The organism is Pseudomonas sp. NEEL19 (assembly GCF_028751975.1).
Lineage (GTDB): Bacteria > Pseudomonadota > Gammaproteobacteria > Pseudomonadales > Pseudomonadaceae > Aquipseudomonas > Aquipseudomonas juntendi.
This window is the reverse complement of sequence record NZ_CP081491.1, coordinates 3,597,100-3,620,101: the sequence shown is the minus strand read 5'-3', so window position 1 is coordinate 3,620,101 and position 23,002 is coordinate 3,597,100. Positions and strand designations below refer to the sequence as shown.

The window sequence follows — 23,002 nt, the reverse complement described above, 5'->3', positions numbered from 1 at the left end:
ACACTGCGCTCCCCAGACAGGAGAGCGCCATGCTGATAGTTGCCGACGAAAACATCCCGCTGCTCGATGCCTTCTTCCAAGGCTTCGGGGAAATTCGCCGCTACCCCGGCCGAAGCCTCGATGCCGCCAGCGTCAAGGACGCCGATATCCTGCTGGTACGCTCGGTGACCAAGGTTGACCGCACATTGCTCGAAGGCAGCCGGGTACGCTTCGTCGGTACCTGCACCATCGGTACCGATCACCTCGACCTGGACTATTTTGCCGAAGCCGGCATTCGCTGGAGCAGCGCGCCAGGCTGCAATGCCCGCGGCGTGGTCGATTACGTGCTGGGCAGCCTGCTGACCCTGGCCGAACTGGATGGCGTTGCGCTGCCCGAACGGGTCTACGGCGTGGTCGGTGCAGGTGAGGTCGGGGGGCGGCTGGTACGTGTGCTGCGCGGCCTGGGCTGGAAAGTGCTGGTGTGCGACCCGCTGCGCGAGGCCGCTGAAGGCGGTGACTACGTCAGCCTGGAAACCATTGTCCAGCAGTGTGATGTGATCAGCCTGCATACCCCGTTGCAGCGTAGCGGCGGCTACCCCACCTGGCACTTGCTGGGCCAGGCGCAATTGGCACACTTGCGCCCGGGTGCCTGGCTGGTCAACGCCAGCCGTGGGCCGGTGGTGGACAACGCCGCCCTGCGCGAGCTGCTGCTGCAGCGCGACGACATCCATGCCGTGCTGGACGTATGGGAAGGCGAGCCGCAAGTCGACCTGCAACTGGCCGACCTGTGTACCCTGGCGTCACCGCATATTGCCGGTTACAGCCTCGACGGCCGCCAGCGTGGCACCGCGCAGATCTACCAGGCCCTGTGCCGCTTCCTCGGGGTGGATGAGCAGGTGCAACTGGCCGACCTGCTGCCGCGCCCGCCGCTGGCGCAAATCGAGCTGGATGCCAGCGCCGACCCGGCCTGGGCCCTGGCCACCCTGTGCCGCGCCGTGTACGACCCGCGCCGTGACGATGCCGACTTCCGCCGCAGCCTGAGCGACGACCCACAACAACAGCGTGCCGCGTTCGACCAGTTGCGCAAGCAGTACCCAGCGCGACGCGAAATCGAGGGGCTCGCGGTGCGCCTGCGGGGCGAGGCGCCGCAGTTGGCGCAACTGGTCAGTGCGCTGGGTGGCGTATTGGTCTGACGGCCTGCCGGCCGCTGCACGGCCACTCTCCCGGGGGAGCGTGCTCAGCCGGGCCTGGCCGCATAGGGCCAGTGCAGAACTCAGGCAAATAAAAACCCGGCGCAGGCGCCGGGTTGCAAGAAATTCGCCGCTCAACCTTTGCGTACGCGCTCGACCCGGCTCTGTTCCAGGGCCTTGCAAGCCTGCTGGATCATCTGCTCGGTGATCGGTACCTCGCGCCCCTGGGCATCAATGATCGAACCGCATACCTGGGGTTGCTGGTTCGGCCGGGGCTGCTGGTTGTCGCTGGTAGGCTGCAAGCTCATGCATGGTCTCCTCATCAGGTGAACACTCAGGGTAGTCCTGCACCGTGACTGGCCTGTGACGACAGGCTCGTCACGGCAATACCAGTCCAACAGAAACGCTGGCAAAGCTCCATACCCTGGTTAGATCGATAGGCTATAGCTACCTGCCCGCGTTCCCCAGCCCTGATGAGTGGTAGTCTGGGCCTTCGCCACACATAGTGATCGTCGCCATGTCCGAATCGGTTTCCCCGCAACCACGCCGGGCATTACGCCTGGCCTGGCAGTTCGTTCGCCCCTATCGCCGGCAGGTTCTGCTGGCCTTGCTGGCACTGGTGGTCACTGCGGGCATCACCTTGTCGATGGGCCAAGGCATCCGGCTGCTGGTCGACCAGGGTTTCATGACCCGTTCCGCGCACCAGCTCAACCAGACCATCGGGCTGTTCCTGCTGCTGGTACTGGCCCTGGCGGTGGGAACGTTCAGCCGTTTCTACCTGGTGTCCTGGATTGGCGAGCGCTGCGTGGCCGACATGCGGCGGGCCGTGTTCAACCACCTGATCGGCCTGCACCCCGGCTTTTTCGAAGATAACCGCAGCGCCGAGATCCAGTCGCGGCTGACAGCAGACACCACGCTGCTGCAATCGGTCATCGGTTCGTCGCTGTCGATGTTCCTGCGCAATGCATTGATGGTGCTGGGCGGTGTGGTGCTGCTGTTCATTACCAACCCCAAGCTCACCAGCATCGTGGTGGTGACCCTGCCGCTGGTGTTGGCGCCCATCCTGCTGTTTGGTCGCCGCGTACGCAGGCTGTCGCGGCAGAGCCAGGACCGGGTCGCCGATGTAGGCAGCTACGTGGCCGAGACGCTGGGGCAGATCAAGACTGTGCAGGCCTACAACCATCAGGCACACGACCGCGCACTTTTTGCCGACACGGTCGAGGCGGCATTCACCGTGGCGCGCAAGCGCATTGCCCAGCGGGCCTGGCTGATCACTCTGGTGATCGTCTTGGTGCTGGGGGCGGTTGGGGTGATGCTGTGGGTGGGCGGCATGGATGTGATCGCCGGGCGCATATCTGCCGGCGAACTGGCCGCCTTCGTGTTCTACAGCCTGATCGTCGGCAGCGCCTTCGGCACCCTCAGTGAAGTGATCGGCGAACTGCAGCGCGCCGCCGGTGCTGGCGAGCGCATCGCCGAACTGCTGGCCGCACGCAGCGCAATCCTGCCGGGCTGTGCCGCCTCGGGCCTGGCGGGGCAGAGGGCCCGCGGGCACATCGAGTTGCGGGAACTGGTGTTCGCCTACCCGTCAAGGCCCACCGTGGCAGCGGTAGCTGGCCTGAGCCTGGTCATCGAGCCTGGCCAGACCGTGGCCCTGGTCGGCCCATCAGGGGCCGGCAAGTCGACCTTGTTCGATCTGTTGCTGCGGTTTTACGACCCCCAGCAAGGGCGCATCCTGCTCGACGGCCAGCCGCTGACAGAATTCGACCCTGACCAGCTGCGACGGCAGTTTGCCCTGGTTGCACAGAACCCTTCGCTGTTCCGTGGCACGGTGGAAGCCAATATCCGCTATGGCCGCCCCGAGGCGAGCCAGGCCGAGGTCGAAGCCGCAGCCCGCGGCGCCCATGCTGATGAATTCATTCGGCAGTTACCTCAGGGCTACCAGACACCGCTGGGGGAGGGTGGCATCGGGCTTTCCGGCGGCCAGCGCCAGCGCCTGGCCATTGCCCGGGCGCTACTGGTGGACGCGCCGATCCTGTTGTTGGACGAAGCCACCAGCGCCCTCGACGCGCAAAGCGAACACCTGATCCAGCAAGCACTGCCCCGCCTGATGGCCGGGCGTACCACGCTGGTCATCGCCCATCGGCTGGCCACGGTCCAGCACGCCGAGCGCATCGCGGTCATCGACCAGGGGCGCTTGGTGGCGGTGGGCACTCATCGCCAATTGATCGAGCAAAGCCCGCTGTATGCCCGGCTGGCGGCCTTGCAGTTCACCAGTGCCTGACACAGGGGTGACGGGGCAGTGCAGGGGTGGCTATCGGCTTTCAACGCTACCGTTGGTAGCGGTTTCCAGGCACAAAAAAGCCCGCATCAGCGGGCTTCTGGAGGATCTGGTCGGAGAGACAGGATTCGAACCTGCGGCCTTCTCGTCCCGAACGAGACGCGCTACCTGGCTGCGCTACACTCCGATGAACAAAATCCTACTGCATCGTGTTTTTGCTCGCAAGCCCCTGTTGTGCAAAGGGGCTTTGCTGAATACGCGGCGCGGTTACAGCTCTTTCACGGTGCGGATCTGGTCCTTGTTCAGGCGGGTGCGCTTGCCGTCCAGCTGCTCGAATTCGTAGAAGCCGGAGTCTTCGTCGTAGGACGGTTTATCCGTCGCCTGGATTTCTCGGCCATCGTTCAGGGTGATGACGGTTGGGGTGGAGCAGCCGGCAAGGGTGCCCAGGCCCAAAGCGAGCAGGAAGGCGGGTAGGGTCCGTTTGATCATCGTGGTTCTCCAAGTGCGATGGTGCTAGATGACATTTATGACGCAGGACTTTAGTGCAAGTTCACTGCAAGTGCATCATAGCGATAAATCTGCGCGGTTGATCCAGGGCAAGTTTGTTGGGCGCAACCCGGTAAAAGTGCGCTGTGATATAACTGCGGCCAACCTATCCTGTTGTGACGGACCCCCATGAAAGCCAAGGCAGATACCCCCTTTGTGCCGCTGAATATCGCGGTGCTCACCGTTAGCGATACCCGCACGCCCGACACCGATACCTCTGGCCAGATGTTCGTCGACCGGTTGAGCGAGGCCGGCCATCATCTGGCAGAGCGGGTATTGCTCAAGGACGACCTGTACAAGATCCGCGCACAGGTTGCCACCTGGATCGCCGACGAGCGCGTGCAGGTGGTGCTGATTACCGGCGGCACTGGCTTTACCGGCCGCGACAGCACGCCGGAGGCGGTGGCCTGTCTGCTGGACAAGCAGGTCGATGGCTTTGGCGAGTTGTTCCGGCAGATCTCCGTGCCGGATATCGGTACCTCCACGGTGCAGTCGCGGGCCTTGGCCGGCCTGGCCAATGGCACCCTGGTGTGCTGCCTGCCGGGCTCGACCAATGCCGTGCGCACCGGTTGGGACGGCATTCTTGCCGAGCAACTCGACGCTCGCCATCGGCCATGCAACTTTGTCCCGCACCTGAAGCAGGCAATGGCCTGTGACAGCCGTGGCTGAGGTCAGTCAGCCACGGCCGCTGATGCCGGTAGAGCAAGCCCTGGAACAATTGCTGGCATTGGCCGAGGCGGCACCGATTCAGGAGACTGAAAACCTGCCCCTGGCCGAGGCCGAAGGCCGGGTATTGGCGACCGACCTGGTGGCCTCGCTCGACCTGCCGCCCTGGCCGAACAGTGCCATGGACGGCTATGCCCTGCGCCTGGCCGACTGGCAGGGCCAGCCGTTGCCTGTCAGCCAGCGCATCTTCGCCGGCCATGCGCCACAGCCTCTGCAGCCGGGCACCTGTGCCCGCATCTTTACCGGCGCCCCGGTGCCGGCAGGTGCCGATTGCGTCGAGATGCAGGAAAACACCCAGGTGCTGGAGGATGGCCAGGTATGTTTCGTCGAGGCGCTGCACGCCGGGCAGAACATTCGCCCGCAGGGCCAGGAAACCCGCAAGGGCGAGCAGGTGATGAACGCCGGCACGCGCCTGGGACCGATCGAACTGGGCCTGGCGGCGACCTTGGGCCACGCCCGGCTCGAGGTGGTACGCAAGGTCAAAGTGGCGGTGCTGTCCACCGGCGACGAACTGGTCGAGCCCGGGCTGCCGTTGGGGCCCGGCCAAATCTACAACAGCAATCGTCGGCTACTGGTCAGTTGGTTGCAGCGCCTGGGGTGCGAGGTGGTCGATGCCGGCATCCTGCCGGATGACCTGGCGCAGACCCGCGCCTGCCTGGCCGGGCTGGGCCACGTCGACCTGATCCTGTCCACTGGCGGCGTGTCGGTGGGCGAGGCCGATTACCTGGGGGCCGCACTGCGCGAAGCGGGCGAGCTGGCGCTGTGGAAGCTGGGGATCAAGCCGGGAAAACCGCTGACCTTCGGCCATTACCAGGGCGTGCCGGTGATCGGCCTGCCGGGTAATCCGGCCTCGACCCTGGTCACCTTTGGCCTGCTGACCCGGCCCTACCTGCTGCGGCGCCAAGGGGTGGGCAATGTCATGCCGCTGCGCTTCGACATGCCGGCGGGGTTTGACTGGCCCAAACCCGGTAGCCGCCGCGAATACCTGCGTGCGCGCATCGAGAACGGCCAGGTACGCATCTACAAGAACCAGAGTTCGGGTGTGCTGCGCAGCGCAGCCTGGGCCGACGGGCTGGTGGAGGTGCGCGAAGGCAGCACGCCGAAAACGGGTGACAGCGTGCCATTCATTCCCTTCAGCGAACTACTTGGCTGAACGCCCCAGCCAGGCATCGGCCAGCGGCCCTGGCACCGGTGCTGCCTGGGTCAGGCGCATGTGTACGGTTTCCAGTTGATGAGCCGCCACGCTCCAGTCGTGGCGCTGGCGGGCGAACTGGCGCCCGGCCGCGCTCAACTGGCTCATGCGCCAGGGCTGGTTGAGCAACTGGGTGATCAGCAGGGCCAGTTGATCACTGTCATCGCTGCCCAGGTAATGCTCGCCGTTGTTCACCGCCAGGCCGGAAACGCCCTTGCCGGTACTGATGACCGGCAAGCCGGCAGCCATTGCTTCAAGGATTTTCACCTTCGAGCCACCGGCATAGCGCAGCGGCGCGAAAAACAGGGCTGAGCGGCTTTGCAGTTCACGCAGATCGGGGCGATAGCCGAGCCATTCGATCCGCGGGTCATTCCAGTGCAGCTTCCAGCTGGCCGGCATCGCATGCCCGGCAATCGCCAGGCGCACGGCCGGGTTGCTCAGCCACACCTGCGGCATGATGTATTCCAGCGCCCACTCGATGGCTTCCAGGTTGGCGCCGTATTCAAAATTGCCGACAAACAGCAGGCGCTGGCTGTGCAGCGCCGGCTGCACCTGCTGGTAGAAATCACATTCCACGCCATTGACCACTACATTCACCGGGCGCCTGCTGATCTGCCCGATCAGCTCGGCGTCGTGAGCGCTGACGGCTACCAGCTCGGTGGGCTGGCCCAGCACGCGCTGTTCCCAGCGCCGGTAGCGCCAGCGATCGAAGGCATTGAGCGGGCGTAGCCATAACGGCAGGCGGTCATGGCAGGCGCTACCGGTAACCGACTCCAGGTTGTGTTCGCTGAGCATGAAGGGCAGGCCGCGGGCCTGCAGGGCCTTCTCGAACGGCTGGAAGCTATAGCTGTGCTCGATCTGGATCACGTCCCAAGGTTCCTCCAGCAACTGCTCGAAGCGGTGCCGCAACGCTGCGCAAAGGCCATTGATGATCGCCCGCATGGGGTAGTCGATGATCGGCGATGCCAGCAGGTTCAGCGGGCTATGCAGCGGCCTGCGCGGCAGGACTATCAGCCGTTCGAGGTACGGTTCCAGTGCCTCGCGTGCGGCGTCGCTGAGGGGTATCTTCGATTGCACCAACAAGGTGATACGGTGGCCGCGCTGGGCCAGTGCCCGGATCAGGTGGTATTGGCGAGTCTTGCAGCCACTGGTGGTCGGCCAAGGCAGGTAAGGCAGTGTCCAGAGAATACGCATGACCGTGGTCCTCGCTGACGGCTGCAGAGGGCAAGACGCGCCTGTCGGCCGGTTGCAGGAGAGGGCCGGGAGGTGCGTCCGTGGCGGGCAAGCCAGGGCATTTCACAGTCAAAATGCTGACTCGCCTGTGCTCATTCGCTTGTAGGGTCAAAAACCTGTCAAAAGTGTCTCGACTCAGCATAGCCGGGCATTGTCGGCTGTGGAAAAAATGCCATTATCTTCACTACCAGCCGAGCCGGCGCTGCTGCAGGGAACACCGCCTGCCACGCGCGACACGCCGCTGGCTGTTTTTGAACGCGGCATGCAACGATCCACGCGTGCCCGTGGTCGAGATAGGGTTGGTCAACCTCAGGGAGATGCGCCTATGCAAGCGCGCAAGGCAATGCTGGTCCTGCACGGCAAGCAGGCGATGAACGACGAACTGCGCGATGCCGTGCACGACATGCGCGACAGTGGCTGGGTGCTGGATGTGCGGGTCACCTGGGAGGCGGGCGATGCCCAGCGCCTGGTGACCGAGGCGCTGGCGGCAGGTTACAGCCACATTGTCGCCGGTGGCGGCGACGGGACCCTGCGCGATGTGGCCGAGGCCATGGGGCAGGCCGGGACCGATGCCAGCCTGGTATTGCTGCCGTTGGGCACCGCCAACGATTTTGCCAAGGCCGCCGGCATTCCGCTGGAGCCTGCCGCTGCGCTGGCCTTGTTGAACGTGGCGGCACAGCCCATAGACCTGGGCCAGGCCGGCGACCAGCTGTTCCTCAACATGGCCACCGGCGGGTTCGGTAGCCAGGTCACGGCCAATACGTCCGAAGACCTGAAGAAGGTCCTGGGCGCCGCGGCCTATCTGTTCACCGGCCTCACACGCTTCAGCGAACTGCAGGCGGCTTCGGTCGAGCTGCAAGGGCCGGATTTCCACTGGCAAGGGGACCTGCTTGCACTGGGTATCGGCAATGGCCGCCAGGCGGGAGGCGGGCAGGAGCTGTGCCCGGATGCGGTAGTCGATGATGGCTTGCTCGATATCGCCGTGCTGCCTGCCCCACAGGAAATGCTGGGCACGTTGCGCGACCTGCTGGCCGGTGATGGCCTGTTCGTCCGTGCCAGGTTGCCCTGGGTCGAGATCAAGAGTGCCCAGGGCCTGGACCTCAACCTCGATGGCGAGCCCTTGCAGACTACCAATTTGCGTTTCGAAGCCCGGCCCGCAGCGTTGCGCCTGCACCTGCCTGCCGGGTCGCCGCTGCTCAGTCGTCCAGGCTGATGATCTTTTCGCGCACGGCAAACAGTACCAGGCCAGCCACATCATGAATTTGCAGGCGCTTCATGATTTGCGAGCGGTGGGTTTCCACGGTCTTGATCGACAGGCCAAGGCCAGTGGCAATTTCCCGGGTCGACTTGCCGCGCACGATCAGGCGCAGGATCTCCAGCTGGCGCGCCGTGAGGTTATGCCGGTCGCTGCCGCCCTGTGCGCCCGGCCTGTTGCGCTGCAGCGCCTGGTTGATGACGGTGTGGGCGATGGCCGGGCTCAGGTAGCGCTCGCCGTGGCGTACCGCCTCCAGGGCCTGCTCCAGCTCGGTGGCACTGGTGTCCTTGAGCAAATAACCGTGGGCACCGCTTTCCAGGGCACGCATGATCAGGTCCGGATCGGTGTGCATCGACAGGATCAGCACCTTGCAGGTGCTGCCGCAGGCCCGCAATTGGGTCAGGGCGTCCAGGCCGCTGGTCGAGCGCATGGAAATGTCCAGCAGGACAATGTCCGGCGCCAGTGCGCGCACCTGCTCAAGCAACTGGCTGCCATCGTCGGCCTCACCGACCACGCTGTAGCCGGGAATGTCGCAAACCAGCGCACGTACGCCGGCGCGGATCAGCGAGTGGTCGTCGACCAGCAGCAATCTACAGGTCATGGGCAACAGTACTCCTGGCGCGTTGCTGGGTGCGCGGTGGCCACGGGAACATCGCTTCTATCCGTGTACCCTGGCCAGGCTGGCTGGTGATCTGCAGGCTGCCCTGCAAGGCCGTTACCCGCTCCTGCATGCCAGCCAGGCCGCGCTGGCCGGCCTCGGCCGGGTGCCGGGCGGGGACGAAGCCGCGGCCATCGTCGTGAATCGACAACGCCAGCCCGGCAGGGGTGCGTTGCAGGCGCACAACCAGGTTGCGTGCCTGGGCATGGCGCAGCATGTTGGTGACTGCTTCCTGGGTGATGCGGAACACTGCCATGGCCACTGCATCGTCAATACCGCCCAGGCGTTGGTTGCACGCCAGGCTCCAGTGTACGCTGCTGCTGCCCAGCGTGCGGACCAAGTGCGCGCGCAAGCTGGCTTCCAACCCAAGACTCGCCAATTGCCTGGGGTTGAGCAGGCTCGACACGTTGCGTACCGTGCCCAGGGTGTCATCCAGGGTGCTGTGCAGCGCATCGCAGTGGCCCTGCAACTCGGCCGGCATGCGCCGTTTCAGCCACTGCAGTTGCAGTTTGGCGGCAGTCAGCAATTGGCCAATGTCGTCGTGCAACTCCCGGCTCAGGTGTTGCCGCTCGTCTTCCTGCACCTTCAGCATGCGCTCGGCCAGTTCAGCCGGCCGCAGGCTGATCGACCTCGCCCCCAATCCCAACTGCAGGGTGGCGGCCAGCGTTGCGGCCAACTGCAAAAGCAGCAGGCCAGCCGGGATAGCCAGGTTGGCCAGGTACAGCATCAGGTTGGTGACCAGCGAGGCCACACACAGCCCGACCGTCAGCCAGCGCAGCAGGGCAACGCGGCAGCAGCTACGCATGTAGAATTTCAAGCGTGGGAGCATAAATAGGGAAGCCACTGAAGTATTGCTGATAGAGGCCTTGCACAATGCGGGTCAGAGGCTTTGGCGCAGTACTTCCGCTGTTTGGTCGAGCACCTGATGTGCAAACTTTTTTGTGATTGCAAGTGTTTGTGGGGGCGCATATTACCACTTCGTACGGTGTCGGTCGCGGCTGGGTGACGCTCCGAAACGCCTGTTGGCAGGGCGGTGCCGGGTAGCAAAGTGCCACCCGCGGATCCCGCTGCTCGCACCCGCGCTGCAACTAAGGCGGTAATGATTCAACTTGGCCTTCCTGAAACTTTGCGAACTTTGCAAGTTCGACCAGCGCAGGGCTTGAGTGCATGTAGTTAGTTGCACTTCTGGTCAGGTTAATGCGGGCGGTACGACCGGCTGCCATGGCTGCCGGAGCGCATGACATCATGCGGGTGATCGCACGTTTTGCCTGCTTCATCGCAAGACGCGCAAGCCGGGGCAAGGGGTTGCTGCACGACCTTGGCCAGCTCGCCTAGCAGCACCAGTTGCTCGCCGATATCCAGGTTCAACCGCCCGGTTCGGCTGTCGAGCAACTCCAGTTGCCAGGCCAGCAGGGTGAGGCACGCCTCGATCGCAGGCAATGCCTCTGGCTGCAGGCAGCCGCTGTAGCAGGCCGGGGCCAGCAACTGGTGAAGCGCGGTGGCGTAATGGGCAACTTCGCGCGCGCCAAGGCGGGTGGCCTGCCCGGCGAGGCTGGCCAAGGTGCTGTCCAGGCAGCGGCAGGCGTCCGGATCGTTGTCGATCAATTCCAGATGCTGCAGGCATTCCTGGGCCTGGGTCAGCAGTACCTGGGCATCCAGCAGGAAGCCCTGCAGTGCGTTATCGAACGCTAAGGCAGTGTCCATGATCAGGTCCCCGCGCGTGGGGTAGGCGCAGGTGACGGGCACGCCGCAACGATAGCTAGCAAAAGCCTGACTCCATTCATGCAATGAGAATGGCGTCACATTAATGGCTAAAGGATATCGCGAATATCAGGTTTCACCTGACTGCCCCTAGGGGTTTCCCTGATGCGGGCTGCCGAATTCGAGCGGGGTGCCGGCAGTAAAGCATGATGGTAAAGTGATATCAATTGCCGGGTCGGCATTTTCCCGCAAGGGTCAAGGTGTGCGGGAAGCCGCCGATACAGGGTAGATCAATTCACCTTTTTCGACTCAAGCCTGGGGGCTTTCCAATGGCTGGCATTCTCGACACGGTAGACCAACGCACGCAACTGGTAGGTGAGAACCGCCTGGAAATCCTGATGTTCCGCCTGGCGGGCCGCCAATTGTTCGCGATCAACGTGTTCAAGGTTCAGGAAGTGCTGCAACTGCCCAAGCTCACCCTGATGCCCCAGCGTCATGCGTTCGTCTGCGGTGTGGTCAACCTGCGTGGGCAGACGTTGCCGGTGATCGACCTGTCCCAGGCCATTGGCATGCGCCCGCTGCAACCCACGCCCGACAGCACCATCATTGTCACCGAATACAACCGCTCGGTGCAGGCTTTCCTGGTAGGAGGGGTCGACCGCATCGTCAACATGAACTGGGAGTCGATCATGCCGCCGCCGTCCAGCGCCGGGCGCCAGCATTACCTGACTGCCATCACCAAGGTCGATGAGCAACTGGTCGAGGTCATCGACGTGGAAAAGGTGCTGGCTGAAATCGTGCCTTACAACGCCCGGGTTTCCGGCGACAAACTGGCCGACCCCGTGCTGGCACGGGCGCGAGGCCGCGAGGTGCTGCTGGTGGACGACTCCAGTGTGGCCCTGGCGCAGTTGCGCGACACCTTGTCCCAGTTGGGCATGAAACTGCATGTGGCCAGTGATGGCCTGAAGGCACTGCGCATGCTCAAGGGTTGGGCCGATGCCGGCGAGGACGTGTGTGAAAAGCTGCTGATGGTGTTCACCGACGCCGAAATGCCGGAAATGGACGGTTACCGCCTGACCACCGAGATTCGTGGCGATGCGCGGCTGCGCCAACTCTATGTGGTGCTGCACACATCGCTGTCGGGCAGTTTCAATGAATCCATGGTCAAGAAAGTGGGCTGCGACAACTTCCTCTCCAAGTTCCAGCCCGATCGCCTGGTCGACGTGGTCAAGCAGCGCCTGTTGCTGGATACGGCCACCGCGTGATCGCCACGCCTGCCCGGTATAAGCTTGGCATTTGCCAAGACGCGAGGCGGCAGGGATGTTTCTGAGTGAGTTGTACCGATACCCGGTGAAGTCGTGCCAGGCGCAAAGCCTGCGCGCTTCGCCGGTGGGGCTGCTGGGCCTGCAGGGTGACCGGCGCTGGATGGTGGTCGAGGCAGAAAACGGACGCTTCCTGACCCAGCGTGCCTGGCCACGCCTTGGCCAGATCGCGGCGCACGATGACGGCTGCGGCCAGCTGCTGTTGCAGGCGCCTGGGCGCGCCTCGCTGAGGGTGGCAGTGCCACCTGCCGATGAGGGCCTGCGTGGCGTGACGATCTGGCGCGATACCTTGCGCGTGCCAGACGCCGGCGATGGCGCGGCGGCCTGGCTGAGCGAGTGGCTGGGCAAGGCTGTGCGCCTGGTGCATTGCCCGGAGCAGCGTGCCCGTTATTTGCCCAACGGTTATGGCTTCAACAGCGATCGCGCGGCTTTTCCGGATGGTTTCCCCTTGTTGCTGATCGGCCAGGGCTCGCTGGACGAGCTTGACCGCCGCGTGGGGCGGCCCATGGAGATGCTGCGTTTTCGGCCGAACCTGGTAGTGCAGGGCGCCGAGCCTTTCGCCGAGGATGGCTGGAAGCGGATCCGCATTGGCACCCTCGAATTCCGGGTGCTCAAACCGAGTGTGAGGTGCATCTTTACCACTATCGACCCCGCCACCGGCGAGCGCAGTGAAGACCGTGAACCGATGGCCACGCTCAGGACCTTCCGCGAAAAGGAAGGCGATATCCTGTTCGGGCAGAACCTGGCGGTGGATGGCAGCGGGTGGCTTGAGGTCGGGATGGGCGTGGAAATCCTGGAATAGCTGTGTGCTGGCACCGGCCTGTTCACAGGTTTGCCCGTGAACAGGCCGGCAAGGGCTCAGCGAACCTTACATGTCATCGAAATACCGCTCATGCCAATCCACCAGCGGCTGCGGTGCATTCAGTTTCTGCCCGTAGATCACTGAATACGACAGCACGTTCTGCACGTATTGGCGGGTTTCGTCGAACGGGATCGACTCCACCCACACATCGAAACTCAGGTGCTTGGCGCCCCTCAGCCACTGGCGCACGCGCCCGGGCCCGGCATTGTAGGCTGCCGAGGCCAGGACCCGGTTGCCGTTGAACTGGCTGTGCACCTGGCTCAGGTAGGCGGCGCCCAGCTGGATGTTCTTGTCCGGGTTGAGCACTTGTGCCGGTGAGGCAAGCGGAATGCTGAACTTGCGGGCCGTTTCCTTGGCGGTAGCCGGCATCAGTTGCATCAGGCCGCTTGCGCCGACCGGGGAGCGTGCGTCTTCCATGAACGCGCTTTCCTGGCGGGTAATGGCAAATACCCAGCTCGAATGCAGGCCGCGCACGTTGGCTTCGCGCACCAGCGTGTCGCGGTGGGCCATCGGGAAGCGGATGTCCAAGTCGTCCCAGTACTGGGCCTGGCTGATGGTGCGGATGGCCGGGAAGTACCAGCGCAATTCATAACCCAGGCGCGCCTGCGCCACCATTTCATCGCGGTTGAAGTGCCGGCTGACGTGGTACCACTCGCGGCGGCCTTCGACGATCTGGCCGCGGGCATGGAATTCCAGGGCCCGCTGGATGCCGGGTGTATTGCGTACTTTCTTCACCAGTTGCGGGCTCAGCAACAGGGGTTTGTTGTTCAGCTGGTACGGTGTCTTGGCCCGGTCGGCGGCGAGGAAACCATAGAAGTCACGCTCGCGCGCCACGGTCTTGTACAGCAGCGGGATCTGCGGGTTGTTCGGCTGTGCCAGCTCCAGGCTGCGCGCTTGCCAGTACTTCCAGCGGCTGCTGCTGGCCAGGTCCTGAGGCAGACGCCGGGTCAGCTCGTAGGCGTCTTCCCAGCGGCCCAGGCGCAGAAGCAGGCGCAGGCGCCATTCACTGACGGTGTTGTCGCGCAGCTCAGGGTCGTAGCGGGTCATCAAGTCGAGCGCACGTGGGTCGTAGCGGCGGGCCAGGGTCAGGCCGATTTCGCGGGCGATGGCCACCTTTTCGTCGCGGGAAAAATGCATCCGCTGGGCGTAGTCGTCCAGCAGCGCCATGGCCCGCTCCGGGTCCTGGCGCGCCAGGCGGCGCAGGCCCAGGCTGACCACATCGGCCATCGCCTCGTTGGCCGGGGCAAAGCGTGATGGCTGGTTGAGCAGCTCAGGCTTCTGTGCCACGTCGACCAGCAGCCGGCCTTGCGCGCCGAGGGTGGTCAGGCCATTGACCAGGCTGTTGGCCAGGCTGTAATTGCGCGCCTGGGCTGCCAGCTTGGTGCGCTGCCAGCGCTTGCTCTCGGTCAGCTGGCCTTCAGCGGCCCACATGCCGAACAGTGTGTCACACGCGGCAGGTTGCGACTTGCCCACGTTCCACAGCTTTTCGGCGGTGGCGTTGCCTTCGGCGCGCAGGCCATGGCTGAGCTGATACTGGCCGTTGAGGCAATCGAGCTCGGTGAAGTTGAGCTTGGGGTCGTAGTACTTGACGAAGGTGTCCCACTCACCGCGTTCGGCCAGCCAGCGCAACCAGCGCAGTTTCATCCAGTTGGCCTGGGGCAGGTCGCCATGCTTGGCGAGGAACGCCTCGATTTCCTGGTTGCTGGCGCTTTTCAGGCGGGCGGTGAGCTCGTCGTAGGCCAGGTACGGGGTCAGCGGGTAGTCGCTCAGAGCCTGGGCATAGCGCAGGTAGGGGCCTTTGTCGCCTTTGGCCAGCGCGCGTTTGGCCTCGTCGTAGTACTGGCGCTGCAGGGTGAGGTCGGTGGCCTGTGCCGCGCTGGTGGCAGCGGTCAGCAGCAGGCAGGAAGCAATTTGTAACAGGCGGCTGCGCATGATACGTCCGGGCAGTTGAACCATGGGGAAGTGACGGCGGAGCCAGCACTGTTGGAAGCTATTGCCTTAGCTTAGCCGTTTGCCGGCAGCAGGTGAAAGCACTGTGCTTGTATCGGCATATTAACGTCGACCGGATGTCGCCACGGGTGCATCGATTGGCCTGGCAGCTGCCGTCGGGGGCCCAACTCAGGTAGAATGCGCGCCCGATTTATGGAGACCAACATGACCCTGCTCAAATTCAGCGATGTGTCCCTCGCATTCGGCGCCATGCCGCTGCTGGACAAAGTGTCCTGGCAGATCGCTCGTGGCGAGCGGGTGTGCATCATCGGCCGCAACGGCACCGGCAAGTCGAGCATGCTGCGCCTGGTCAAGGGCGAGCAGAAGGGCGACGACGGGGAAATCTGGCGTGCGCCGGGCCTGAAGATCGGCGAACTGCCGCAGGAACTGCCGGTGGCCGATGAGCGCACGGTGTTCGACGTGGTCGCGGCCGGCCTCGACGGCGTGGGTGAACTGCTGGCGCAGTTCCACCACCTGAGCATGAACATCCAGGGCGACGATGACCTGGAAAAGCTCATGCATGTTCAGCACGAACTGGAAGCCCGCGACGGCTGGCGCCTGCAGCAGGTGGTGGAAAGCACCCTCAGCCGCCTGCAATTGCCTGCCGACAAGACCCTGGCCGAGCTGTCCGGTGGCTGGCGCCGCCGTGTGCTGCTGGCCCAGGCGCTGGTGTCGGAGCCCGACCTGCTGCTGCTCGACGAGCCGACCAACCATCTGGACATCGGCGCCATTGCCTGGCTCGAAGAGGCCCTGCGCGGCTTCAACGGCGCGGTGCTGTTCATTACCCACGACCGGTCGTTCCTGCAGAACCTGGCCACCCGCATCCTTGAACTGGACCGTGGCGGCCTGATCGACTGGAACGGCGACTACGCCAGCTTCCTGGTGCACAAGGAGGCCGCACTGGCCGCCGAAGAAACCGCCAACGCGCTGTTCGACAAGCGCCTGGCCCAGGAAGAAGTGTGGATTCGCCAGGGCATCAAGGCCCGCCGTACCCGCAACGAAGGTCGCGTGCGTGCCTTGAAGGCCCTGCGGGTAGAGCGTGGCGAGCGCCGCGAACGCCAGGGCAAGGCCAATATCCAGATCGAGGCGGCGGAAAAGTCCGGCAAGCAGGTCATGGTGCTGGAAAACGTGAGTTTCCATCATCCCGAAGGGCCGATGCTGGTCAAGGACTTCTCCATGGTCCTGCAGCGCGAAGACCGTATCGGCCTGCTGGGTGCCAACGGTACCGGCAAGACCACCTTGCTGAAGTTGATGCTCGGTGACCTGGAGCCCACTTCAGGCAAGGTCGAGCGCGGCACCAAGCTGGAAGTGGCCTATTTCGACCAGATGCGCCACCAGCTCGAGCTGGAAAAGACGGTAATCGACAACCTCGCCGAAGGCCGTGACTTCATCGAGATCGATGGGCAGAACCGCCATGTGCTCAGTTACCTGGGCGACTTCCTGTTCAGCCCCCAGCGTGCGCGCACGCCGGTCAAGGCGCTGTCGGGGGGGGAGCGTGCCCGCCTGCTGCTGGCCAAGCTGTTCAGCAAGCCGGCCAACCTGCTGGTGCTCGACGAACCGACCAACGACCTGGACGTGGAAACCCTCGAACTGCTCGAAGAGGTGCTGTCCAACTACAAGGGCACCGTGCTGATCGTCAGCCACGACCGGGCCTTCCTCGACAACGTCGTCACCAGCACCCTGGTGTTCGAAGGCGAGGGCAAGGTGCGCGAGTATGTAGGGGGTTATGAGGACTGGATTCGCCAGGGCGGCTCGCCGAAGCTGCTGGGCGTGACCGAGAGCAAGGGCGGCAAGTCGGCTCTCAACAGCGCGGTGGTGGAGAAGGTCGAGGCCAAGCCTGCGCCTGTTGCTGCGCCGGTGGTGGAAGAGGCATCGAAGAAAAAGCTCAGCTACAAGCTGCAGCGTGAGCTGGAGATGCTGCCGGGGCAGATCGACGCGCTGGAGCAGCGCATGGCTGAAGCTCAGGAAGAGGTGAATGTGGCGGGCTTCTATCAGCGGCCGATTGCGGAAACTTCGGCAGTGCTGGCCAGGATCGAGAAGTTGCAGGGTGAGCTGGATGTACTGGTGGAGCGCTGGGCTGAGCTGGAAGGCTGATAGTTGTTAGCCTGGTCCGGCCCTATCGCCGGCAAGCCAGCTCCCACAGGGACACCATAAGGCTTGAAATCCATGGTGCCTCTGTGGGAGCTGGCTTGCCGGCGATAGGGCCGGACCAGGTCGGCTCAGTCTTTCTTCTGCAAGCGTACCGCCAGCACGTCACACGGCGCACCGTGCAGCACGTCATTGGCCGTGGACCCCAACAGCAACGCCAGGCCGTGGCGGCCATGGCTGCCGACCACGATCAGGTCGCAGTGTTGTTCCTTGGCAAGCTGGTGAATTTCCTGGCGAGGTTGGCCGTAGGTCAGGTGCGAGTCGCCCCGATTAATGTCCGGGTACTTGTTGAACAACCGGTCCATGCGCTCTTTGGCCTGGTCGAACTGCTGTTGTTGCAGTTGCGACAGGTCCATCGGCACATCGCCGCCAAACGCCATGGCCATTGGCTCGACGATATGCACCAGCGATACCTTGGCGTTCGATGGGGCAGCCAAGGCCATGGCGCGCTTGATCACCGGGTCGCATTCTTCGGTCAGGTCGACCGCGACCAACAAATGTTCGTAGGGCATGAGCAGTACTCCTGACAATCGCGATAAAGGAAGTATGGTCGCTTTCGGGCGGGTCTTCCGTGAAAAATGGCTAACCAGCTCATTTGCAACGCTTTATGGAATCTACTGATATGACGGTATTGCTGGTGGTGTCAATCCTTGCGCTGATTCTCAGCCCGTTTTCCTGGTTGCGCAGTTCGCGCAAGCAGAGCGAGCAGATGATGCTGCGCCTGGAAGCCCGACGTATGGGGTTGGCCATGCAGCTGGCCCCGCAACAGTGGCCGCACTGGCTGGAGAAGGAGCCGCCAAGTCCTTGCCCGCAGTACCACCGGGCGCGCCGCCGTGGGCACCAGAACAGCTTCAGCTACTGGCAGGTCAGCCCGGGGGTGTGGTGGAACCAGTACCGCGAACCCTGCGAAGACCCGCGTTACGTGGAGGCACTGGCGCGCTTGCCGGCGAGCGTTTACAAGGTAGAGGCCGATGCCCGGATGATCGCGTTGTACTGGACTGAACGGGGCGATACGGCTGTATTGCAGGATGTTGCCTACGTCCTCGAAACCCTCGCCTGAGTTCAGCTAAACACGATTCCTTTAGGAGCAATTGTCTTTCTCAAAATTTGAAAAGCCTGCGCGATTCACCTGTGGGAGCGGGCAAGCCCGCGAAGCAGGCGACGCGGTGGATGGCACCGGCTTTGCCGGTGTTCGCGGGCATGCCCGCTCCCACAGGGCCTGCGCTGGCTTGGAGTTGCCGCCGTACTTGCAGGAGCAACTGTCTTTCTCAAAATTTGAAAAGCCTGCGCGATTCACCAGTGGGAGCGGGCAAGCCCGCGAAGCAGGCGACGCGGTGGAGGGCACCGGCTGCGCCGGTGTTCGCGGGCAAGCCCGCTCCTACAGGGCCTGCGCTGGCTTGGAGTTGCCGCCGTACTTGCAGGAGCAATTGTCTTTCTCAAAATTTGAAAAGCCTGCGCGATTCACCAGTGGGAGCGGGCAAGCCCGCGAAGCAGGCGACGCGGTGGAGGGCACCGGCTGCGCCGGTGTTCGCGGGCATGCCCGCTCCCACAGGGCCTGCGCTGGCTTGGAGTTGCCGCCGTACTTGCAGGAGCAATTGTCTTTCTCAAAATTTGAAAAGCCTGCGCGATTCACCAGTGGGAGCGGGCAAGCCCGCGAAGCAGGCGACGCGGTGGAGGGCACCGGCTGCGCCGGTGTTCGCGGGCATGCCCGCTCCCACAGGGCCTGCGCTGGCTTGGAGTTGCCGCCGTACTTGCAGGAGCAATTGTCTTTCTCAAAATTTGAAAAGCCTGCGCGATTCACCTGTGGGAGCGGGGCTGGGCTGGCTTGGAGTTGCCGCCGGACTTGCAGGAGCAACTGTCTTTCTCAAAATTTGTAAAGCCTGCGCGATTCACCTGTGGGAGCGGGCAAGCCCGCGAAGCAGGCGACGCGGTGGAGGGCACCGGCTGCGCCGGTGTTCGCGGGCAAGCCCGCTCCCACAAGTGGAACGGTGAATGACCAGGTCTAATCCCCTCTCAAGACACAATGCCGCTCCTACAACGACAAAGCGGCGGCTTGGCGTACCCCTGAAGGGGTGGGGTGCCAAGTCGCCGCTTTGCGTTCTGCTTTCGCAGAAAAGGCCAGGCAGGCCGGGTATTCATTCACGCAAGTGGCAGTGTAGCCATACCCGCTCGCCGCGCAAGCGAAAATGTGCAGCGCCTGTGCAATCGCGGGGTCGATCGCTGGCATGAATGACCGGTGATCACTGTCATCATGGTTTGCTGCGCGCACGCTACAAAATGACCGGAAAGTCGCGTTTTCTTCGTGCTCGTGAGCATTTGACAACGCAGATCTTTTCGGAGAATGTGTGCACACCCAAATCAAACGGGCGTATGAATTGAGCGTTTGTATGTCACCACGCCAAGCCATACTTCCGACTAGCGCGCTGACGGGTGTGCCTGGGCGGGGCAGCTAGGCCTGCTTCCGCTGCAGCGATCGGCGTGTACAGTTCAGCTTCCATATCGTGGAGATCAGTTGATGATTTACGAAGGTAAAGCCATCACGGTTAAGGCTCTTGAAAGTGGCATCGTCGAGCTCAAGTTCGACCTCAAGGGTGAGTCCGTCAACAAGTTCAACCGCCTGACCCTGAACGAGCTGCGCGAGGCCGTAGGCGCCATCCAGGCCGACGCCTCGGTCAAGGGCGTCATCGTCAGCAGTGGCAAGGACGTGTTCATCGTCGGCGCCGACATCACCGAGTTCGTCGACAACTTCAAGCTGCCCGAGGCCGAACTGGTCGCCGGCAACCTGGAAGCCAACCGCATCTTCAACGCCTTCGAAGACCTCGAAGTGCCGACCGTCGCGGCCATTAATGGCATCGCCCTGGGTGGCGGCCTGGAAATGTGCCTTGCCGCCGATTACCGTGTCATGTCCAGCAGCGCCAAGATCGGCCTGCCGGAAGTCAAGCTGGGCATCTACCCGGGCTTTGGCGGCACCGTGCGCCTGCCGCGCCTGATCGGTTCGGACAACGCCATCGAGTGGATCGCTGCCGGCAAGGAAAACCGCGCCGAAGACGCCCTCAAAGTCGGCGCCGTCGATGCCGTGGTTGCGCCCGAGCTGCTGCAGGCTGGCGCCATCGACCTGATCAAGCGCGCCATCAGCGGCGAGCTCGACTACAAGGCCAAACGCCAACCCAAGCTGGAAAAACTCAAGCTCAACGCCATCGAACAGATGATGGCGTTCGAAACTGCCAAGGGCTTCGTTGCCGGGCAGGCCGGGCCGAACTACCCGGCCCCGGTCGAAGCCATCAAGAGCATCCAGAAGGCCGCCAACTTCGGCCGCGACAAGGCGCTGGAAGTCGAAGCGGCCGGGTTTGCCAAACTGGCCAAGACCTCGGTTGCCGAGAGCCTGATCGGCCTGTTCCTGAACGACCAGGAGCTCAAGCGCAAGGCCAAGGCGCACGACGAAATTGCCCACGACGTGAAGCAGGCTGCCGTGCTTGGCGCCGGTATCATGGGTGGCGGCATCGCCTACCAGTCCGCGGTCAAGGGCACCCCGATCCTGATGAAGGACATCCGCGAGGAAGCCATCCAGTTGGGCTTGAACGAGGCCTCCAAGCTGCTTGGCAACCGCGTTGAAAAGGGCCGCCTGACCCCGGCCAAGATGGCCGAGGCGCTCAATGCCATCCGCCCGACCCTGTCCTATGGCGACTTTGCCAATGTCGACATCGTGGTCGAGGCCGTGGTCGAGAACCCGAAAGTCAAACAGGCGGTGCTGGCGGAAGTGGAAGGGCAGGTCAAGGACGATGCGATCCTTGCCTCCAACACTTCGACCATCTCCATCAACCTGCTGGCCAAGGCGCTCAAGCGCCCGGAAAACTTCGTCGGCATGCACTTCTTCAACCCGGTGCACATGATGCCGCTGGTGGAAGTGATCCGTGGCGAGAAGTCCAGTGAAGTGGCTGTGGCCACCACCGTGGCCTATGCCAAGAAAATGGGCAAGAACCCGATCGTGGTCAACGACTGCCCGGGCTTCCTGGTCAACCGCGTGCTGTTCCCGTACTTCGGCGGCTTTGCCAAGCTGGTCAGCGCCGGTGTCGACTTCGTGCGCATCGACAAGGTCATGGAAAAGTTCGGCTGGCCAATGGGCCCGGCCTACCTGATGGACGTGGTAGGCATCGACACCGGCCACCACGGCCGTGACGTGATGGCCGAAGGTTTCCCTGACCGCATGAAGGACGAGCGCCGCTCGGCGGTGGATGCCCTGTACGAGGCCAACCGCCTGGGGCAGAAGAATGGCAAGGGTTTCTACGCCTACGAAACCGACAAGCGTGGCAAGCCGAAGAAAGTGTTCGACGCTACCGTGCTCGACGTGCTCAAGCCGATCGTGTTCGAGCAGCGTGAAGTCACCGATGAAGACATCGTCAACTGGATGATGGTGCCGCTGTGCCTGGAGACCGTGCGCTGCCTGGAAGACGGCATCGTCGAGACCGCTGCCGAAGCCGACATGGGGCTGGTCTACGGCATTGGTTTCCCTCCCTTCCGCGGTGGTGCGCTGCGCTACATCGACTCGATCGGTGTCGCCGAATTCGTTGCCCTGGCCGATCGCTATGCCGACCTGGGGCCGCTGTACCACCCGACCGCCAAGCTGCGCGAAATGGCCAAGAATGGCCAGCGCTTCTTCAACTGAGCGGTCAACGAGCTAGAGCGAGAGATTTGATATGAGCCTGAATCCAAGAGACGTGGTGATTGTCGACTTCGGTCGCACGCCGATGGGCCGCTCCAAGGGTGGCATGCACCGCAACACCCGCGCCGAAGACATGTCGGCGCACCTGATCAGCAAGCTGCTGGAGCGCAACGGCAAGGTCGACCCCAAAGAGGTCGAGGACGTGATCTGGGGCTGCGTCAACCAGACCCTGGAGCAGGGCTGGAACATCGCCCGCATGGCTTCGCTGATGACGCAGATCCCGCACACCTCCGCTGCGCAAACCGTCAGCCGCCTGTGCGGCTCGTCGATGAGCGCGCTGCACACCGCCGCCCAGGCCATCATGACCGGCAACGGCGATGTGTTCGTGGTCGGCGGCGTGGAGCACATGGGCCATGTCAGCATGATGCACGGCGTGGACCCTAACCCGCACCTGTCCTTGCATGCCGCCAAGGCTTCCGGGATGATGGGCCTCACTGCAGAAATGCTCGGCAAGATGCATGGCATCACCCGTGAGCAGCAGGACCTGTTTGGCTTGCGTTCGCACCAGTTGGCCCACAAGGCTACGGTCGAAGGCAAGTTCAAGGATGAAATCATCCCGATGCAGGGCTACGACGAGAACGGCTTCCTGAAGGTGTTCGATTACGACGAAACCATTCGCCCGGAAACCACCCTCGAAGGCCTGGCGTCGCTCAAGCCGGCATTCAACCCCAAAGGGGGCACGGTCACGGCCGGTACTTCGTCGCAGATCACCGACGGCGCGTCGTGCATGATTGTCATGTCTGGCCAGCGCGCCATGGACCTGGGTATCCAGCCGTTGGCGGTAATCCGCTCGATGGCGGTGGCAGGTGTGGACCCGGCGATCATGGGCTACGGCCCGGTGCCATCGACCCAGAAAGCCCTCAAGCGTGCCGGGCTGACCATGGCAGACATCGACTTCATCGAGCTCAACGAAGCCTTCGCTGCACAGGCTTTGCCAGTGCTGAAAGATTTGAAAGTGCTCGACAAGATGGATGAGAAGGTTAACCTGCACGGCGGCGCCATCGCTTTGGGGCACCCGTTCGGTTGCTCTGGGGCACGTATTTCCGGCACCCTGCTCAATGTCATGAAGCAAAATGGCGGTACCCTCGGGGTGGCGACCATGTGCGTCGGCCTCGGCCAAGGTATCACCACTGTCTTCGAACGCGTCTGATCGCGCCGCTGGACAGCAACCGGGGCCTTGTGCCCCGGTTTTGTTTTTTCAGG

Annotated in this window: 19 protein-coding genes and 1 tRNA gene; 11 read left to right on the top strand and 9 right to left on the bottom strand. The window is 63.4% G+C overall.

Annotated elements, in window-relative coordinates:
• Window positions 1-29: 29 nt before the first annotated feature.
• A complete protein-coding gene (gene pdxB, locus K4A76_RS16095; RefSeq protein WP_274410688.1) occupies window positions 30-1,172 on the top strand; it encodes a 4-phosphoerythronate dehydrogenase PdxB in 1,143 nt (380 codons plus the stop codon).
• Between the two features lie 131 nt (window positions 1,173-1,303).
• On the opposite strand, the gene K4A76_RS16090 is transcribed toward pdxB, so the two are convergent.
• Entirely contained in the window at window positions 1,304-1,477 is a 174-nt protein-coding gene (locus K4A76_RS16090) for a PA1571 family protein (RefSeq protein ID WP_009686257.1), read from the bottom strand.
• A 209-nt stretch (window positions 1,478-1,686) separates the two neighbouring features.
• On the opposite strand from K4A76_RS16090, the gene K4A76_RS16085 reads away from it, so the two are divergent.
• Entirely contained in the window at window positions 1,687-3,450 is a 1,764-nt protein-coding gene (locus K4A76_RS16085; RefSeq protein WP_274410687.1) for an ABC transporter transmembrane domain-containing protein, read from the top strand.
• Between the two features lie 107 nt (window positions 3,451-3,557).
• Here K4A76_RS16085 and K4A76_RS16080 read toward each other — a convergent pair.
• Both K4A76_RS16080 and K4A76_RS16075 read right to left on the bottom strand, forming a co-directional pair.
• Window positions 3,558-3,634 (bottom strand) — tRNA-Pro (locus K4A76_RS16080).
• An 80-nt stretch (window positions 3,635-3,714) separates the two neighbouring features.
• Complete coding sequence (locus tag K4A76_RS16075; protein WP_009686259.1) at window positions 3,715-3,936, bottom strand: YgdI/YgdR family lipoprotein; 222 nt, start codon at window positions 3,934-3,936, stop codon at window positions 3,715-3,717.
• A 186-nt stretch (window positions 3,937-4,122) separates the two neighbouring features.
• On the opposite strand from K4A76_RS16075, the gene moaB reads away from it, so the two are divergent.
• Both moaB and K4A76_RS16065 read left to right on the top strand, forming a co-directional pair.
• Complete coding sequence (moaB, locus tag K4A76_RS16070) at window positions 4,123-4,662, top strand: molybdenum cofactor biosynthesis protein B (RefSeq protein WP_009686260.1); 540 nt, start codon at window positions 4,123-4,125, stop codon at window positions 4,660-4,662.
• Window positions 4,646-5,872 carry a molybdopterin molybdotransferase MoeA gene (locus tag K4A76_RS16065; RefSeq protein ID WP_274410686.1) on the top strand — a complete coding sequence of 409 codons (1,227 nt, stop codon included), beginning with the start codon at window positions 4,646-4,648 and terminating at the stop codon, window positions 5,870-5,872. The genes moaB and K4A76_RS16065 overlap by 17 nt, the downstream gene beginning before the upstream one ends.
• On the opposite strand, the gene K4A76_RS16060 is transcribed toward K4A76_RS16065, so the two are convergent.
• On the bottom strand, window positions 5,861-7,105 hold the full coding sequence (locus tag K4A76_RS16060) for a glycosyltransferase family 4 protein (RefSeq protein ID WP_274410685.1): 1,245 nt from the start codon (window positions 7,103-7,105) through the stop codon (window positions 5,861-5,863). The genes K4A76_RS16065 and K4A76_RS16060 overlap by 12 nt on opposite strands.
• A gap of 364 nt (window positions 7,106-7,469) precedes the next feature.
• Between K4A76_RS16060 and yegS the strand changes: the two genes are divergently transcribed.
• Complete coding sequence (gene yegS / locus K4A76_RS16055) at window positions 7,470-8,357, top strand: lipid kinase YegS (protein WP_009686265.1); 888 nt, start codon at window positions 7,470-7,472, stop codon at window positions 8,355-8,357.
• Here the strand turns inward: yegS and K4A76_RS16050 are convergent.
• The 3 genes from K4A76_RS16050 to K4A76_RS16040 all read right to left on the bottom strand — a co-directional run bounded on the left by K4A76_RS16050 (window position 8,341) and on the right by K4A76_RS16040 (window position 10,761).
• On the bottom strand, window positions 8,341-9,000 hold the full coding sequence (locus K4A76_RS16050; protein ID WP_029887253.1) for a response regulator: 660 nt from the start codon (window positions 8,998-9,000) through the stop codon (window positions 8,341-8,343). The genes yegS and K4A76_RS16050 overlap by 17 nt on opposite strands.
• On the bottom strand, window positions 8,990-9,886 hold the full coding sequence (locus tag K4A76_RS16045) for a sensor histidine kinase (protein WP_182389249.1): 897 nt from the start codon (window positions 9,884-9,886) through the stop codon (window positions 8,990-8,992). The genes K4A76_RS16050 and K4A76_RS16045 overlap by 11 nt, the downstream gene beginning before the upstream one ends.
• A gap of 365 nt (window positions 9,887-10,251) precedes the next feature.
• Entirely contained in the window at window positions 10,252-10,761 is a 510-nt protein-coding gene (locus K4A76_RS16040) for a histidine kinase (RefSeq protein ID WP_274410684.1), read from the bottom strand.
• A 326-nt stretch (window positions 10,762-11,087) separates the two neighbouring features.
• On the opposite strand from K4A76_RS16040, the gene K4A76_RS16035 reads away from it, so the two are divergent.
• Together K4A76_RS16035 and K4A76_RS16030 are read left to right on the top strand one after the other, a co-directional pair.
• The gene (locus tag K4A76_RS16035) at window positions 11,088-12,023 is read left to right on the top strand and encodes a chemotaxis protein CheV (protein WP_110679570.1); all 936 of its coding nucleotides are present in this window, start codon (window positions 11,088-11,090) and stop codon (window positions 12,021-12,023) included.
• 55 nt (window positions 12,024-12,078) lie between these two features.
• Window positions 12,079-12,882: an MOSC domain-containing protein gene (locus tag K4A76_RS16030; RefSeq protein ID WP_125854337.1), complete on the top strand. Its 804-nt coding sequence runs from the start codon at window positions 12,079-12,081 to the stop codon at window positions 12,880-12,882.
• A 66-nt stretch (window positions 12,883-12,948) separates the two neighbouring features.
• Here the strand turns inward: K4A76_RS16030 and K4A76_RS16025 are convergent, their stop codons facing one another.
• A complete protein-coding gene (locus K4A76_RS16025; protein WP_110679571.1) occupies window positions 12,949-14,874 on the bottom strand; it encodes a transglycosylase SLT domain-containing protein in 1,926 nt (641 codons plus the stop codon).
• Between the two features lie 222 nt (window positions 14,875-15,096).
• Between K4A76_RS16025 and K4A76_RS16020 the strand changes: the two genes are divergently transcribed.
• Window positions 15,097-17,025 (top strand): ATP-binding cassette domain-containing protein, encoded by a 1,929-nt coding sequence (locus K4A76_RS16020; RefSeq protein ID WP_274410683.1) that lies wholly within the window; start codon window positions 15,097-15,099, stop codon window positions 17,023-17,025.
• A gap of 125 nt (window positions 17,026-17,150) precedes the next feature.
• Here K4A76_RS16020 and K4A76_RS16015 read toward each other — a convergent pair whose 3' ends face one another.
• Entirely contained in the window at window positions 17,151-17,591 is a 441-nt protein-coding gene (locus tag K4A76_RS16015) for a universal stress protein (RefSeq protein ID WP_009686273.1), read from the bottom strand.
• 110 nt (window positions 17,592-17,701) lie between these two features.
• Between K4A76_RS16015 and K4A76_RS16010 the strand changes: the two genes are divergently transcribed.
• The 3 genes from K4A76_RS16010 to fadA all read left to right on the top strand — a co-directional run bounded on the left by K4A76_RS16010 (window position 17,702) and on the right by fadA (window position 22,949).
• A complete protein-coding gene (locus tag K4A76_RS16010; protein WP_274410682.1) occupies window positions 17,702-18,139 on the top strand; it encodes a hypothetical protein in 438 nt (145 codons plus the stop codon).
• A 1,455-nt stretch (window positions 18,140-19,594) separates the two neighbouring features.
• Window positions 19,595-21,742, top strand: coding sequence for a fatty acid oxidation complex subunit alpha FadB (gene fadB, locus K4A76_RS16005; protein ID WP_029887012.1), 2,148 nt, complete (start codon window positions 19,595-19,597; stop codon window positions 21,740-21,742).
• A 31-nt stretch (window positions 21,743-21,773) separates the two neighbouring features.
• Window positions 21,774-22,949, top strand: a complete 1,176-nt coding sequence (gene fadA, locus K4A76_RS16000) for an acetyl-CoA C-acyltransferase FadA (RefSeq protein ID WP_009686276.1) — start codon at window positions 21,774-21,776, stop codon at window positions 22,947-22,949.
• Window positions 22,950-23,002: the final 53 nt, after the last annotated feature.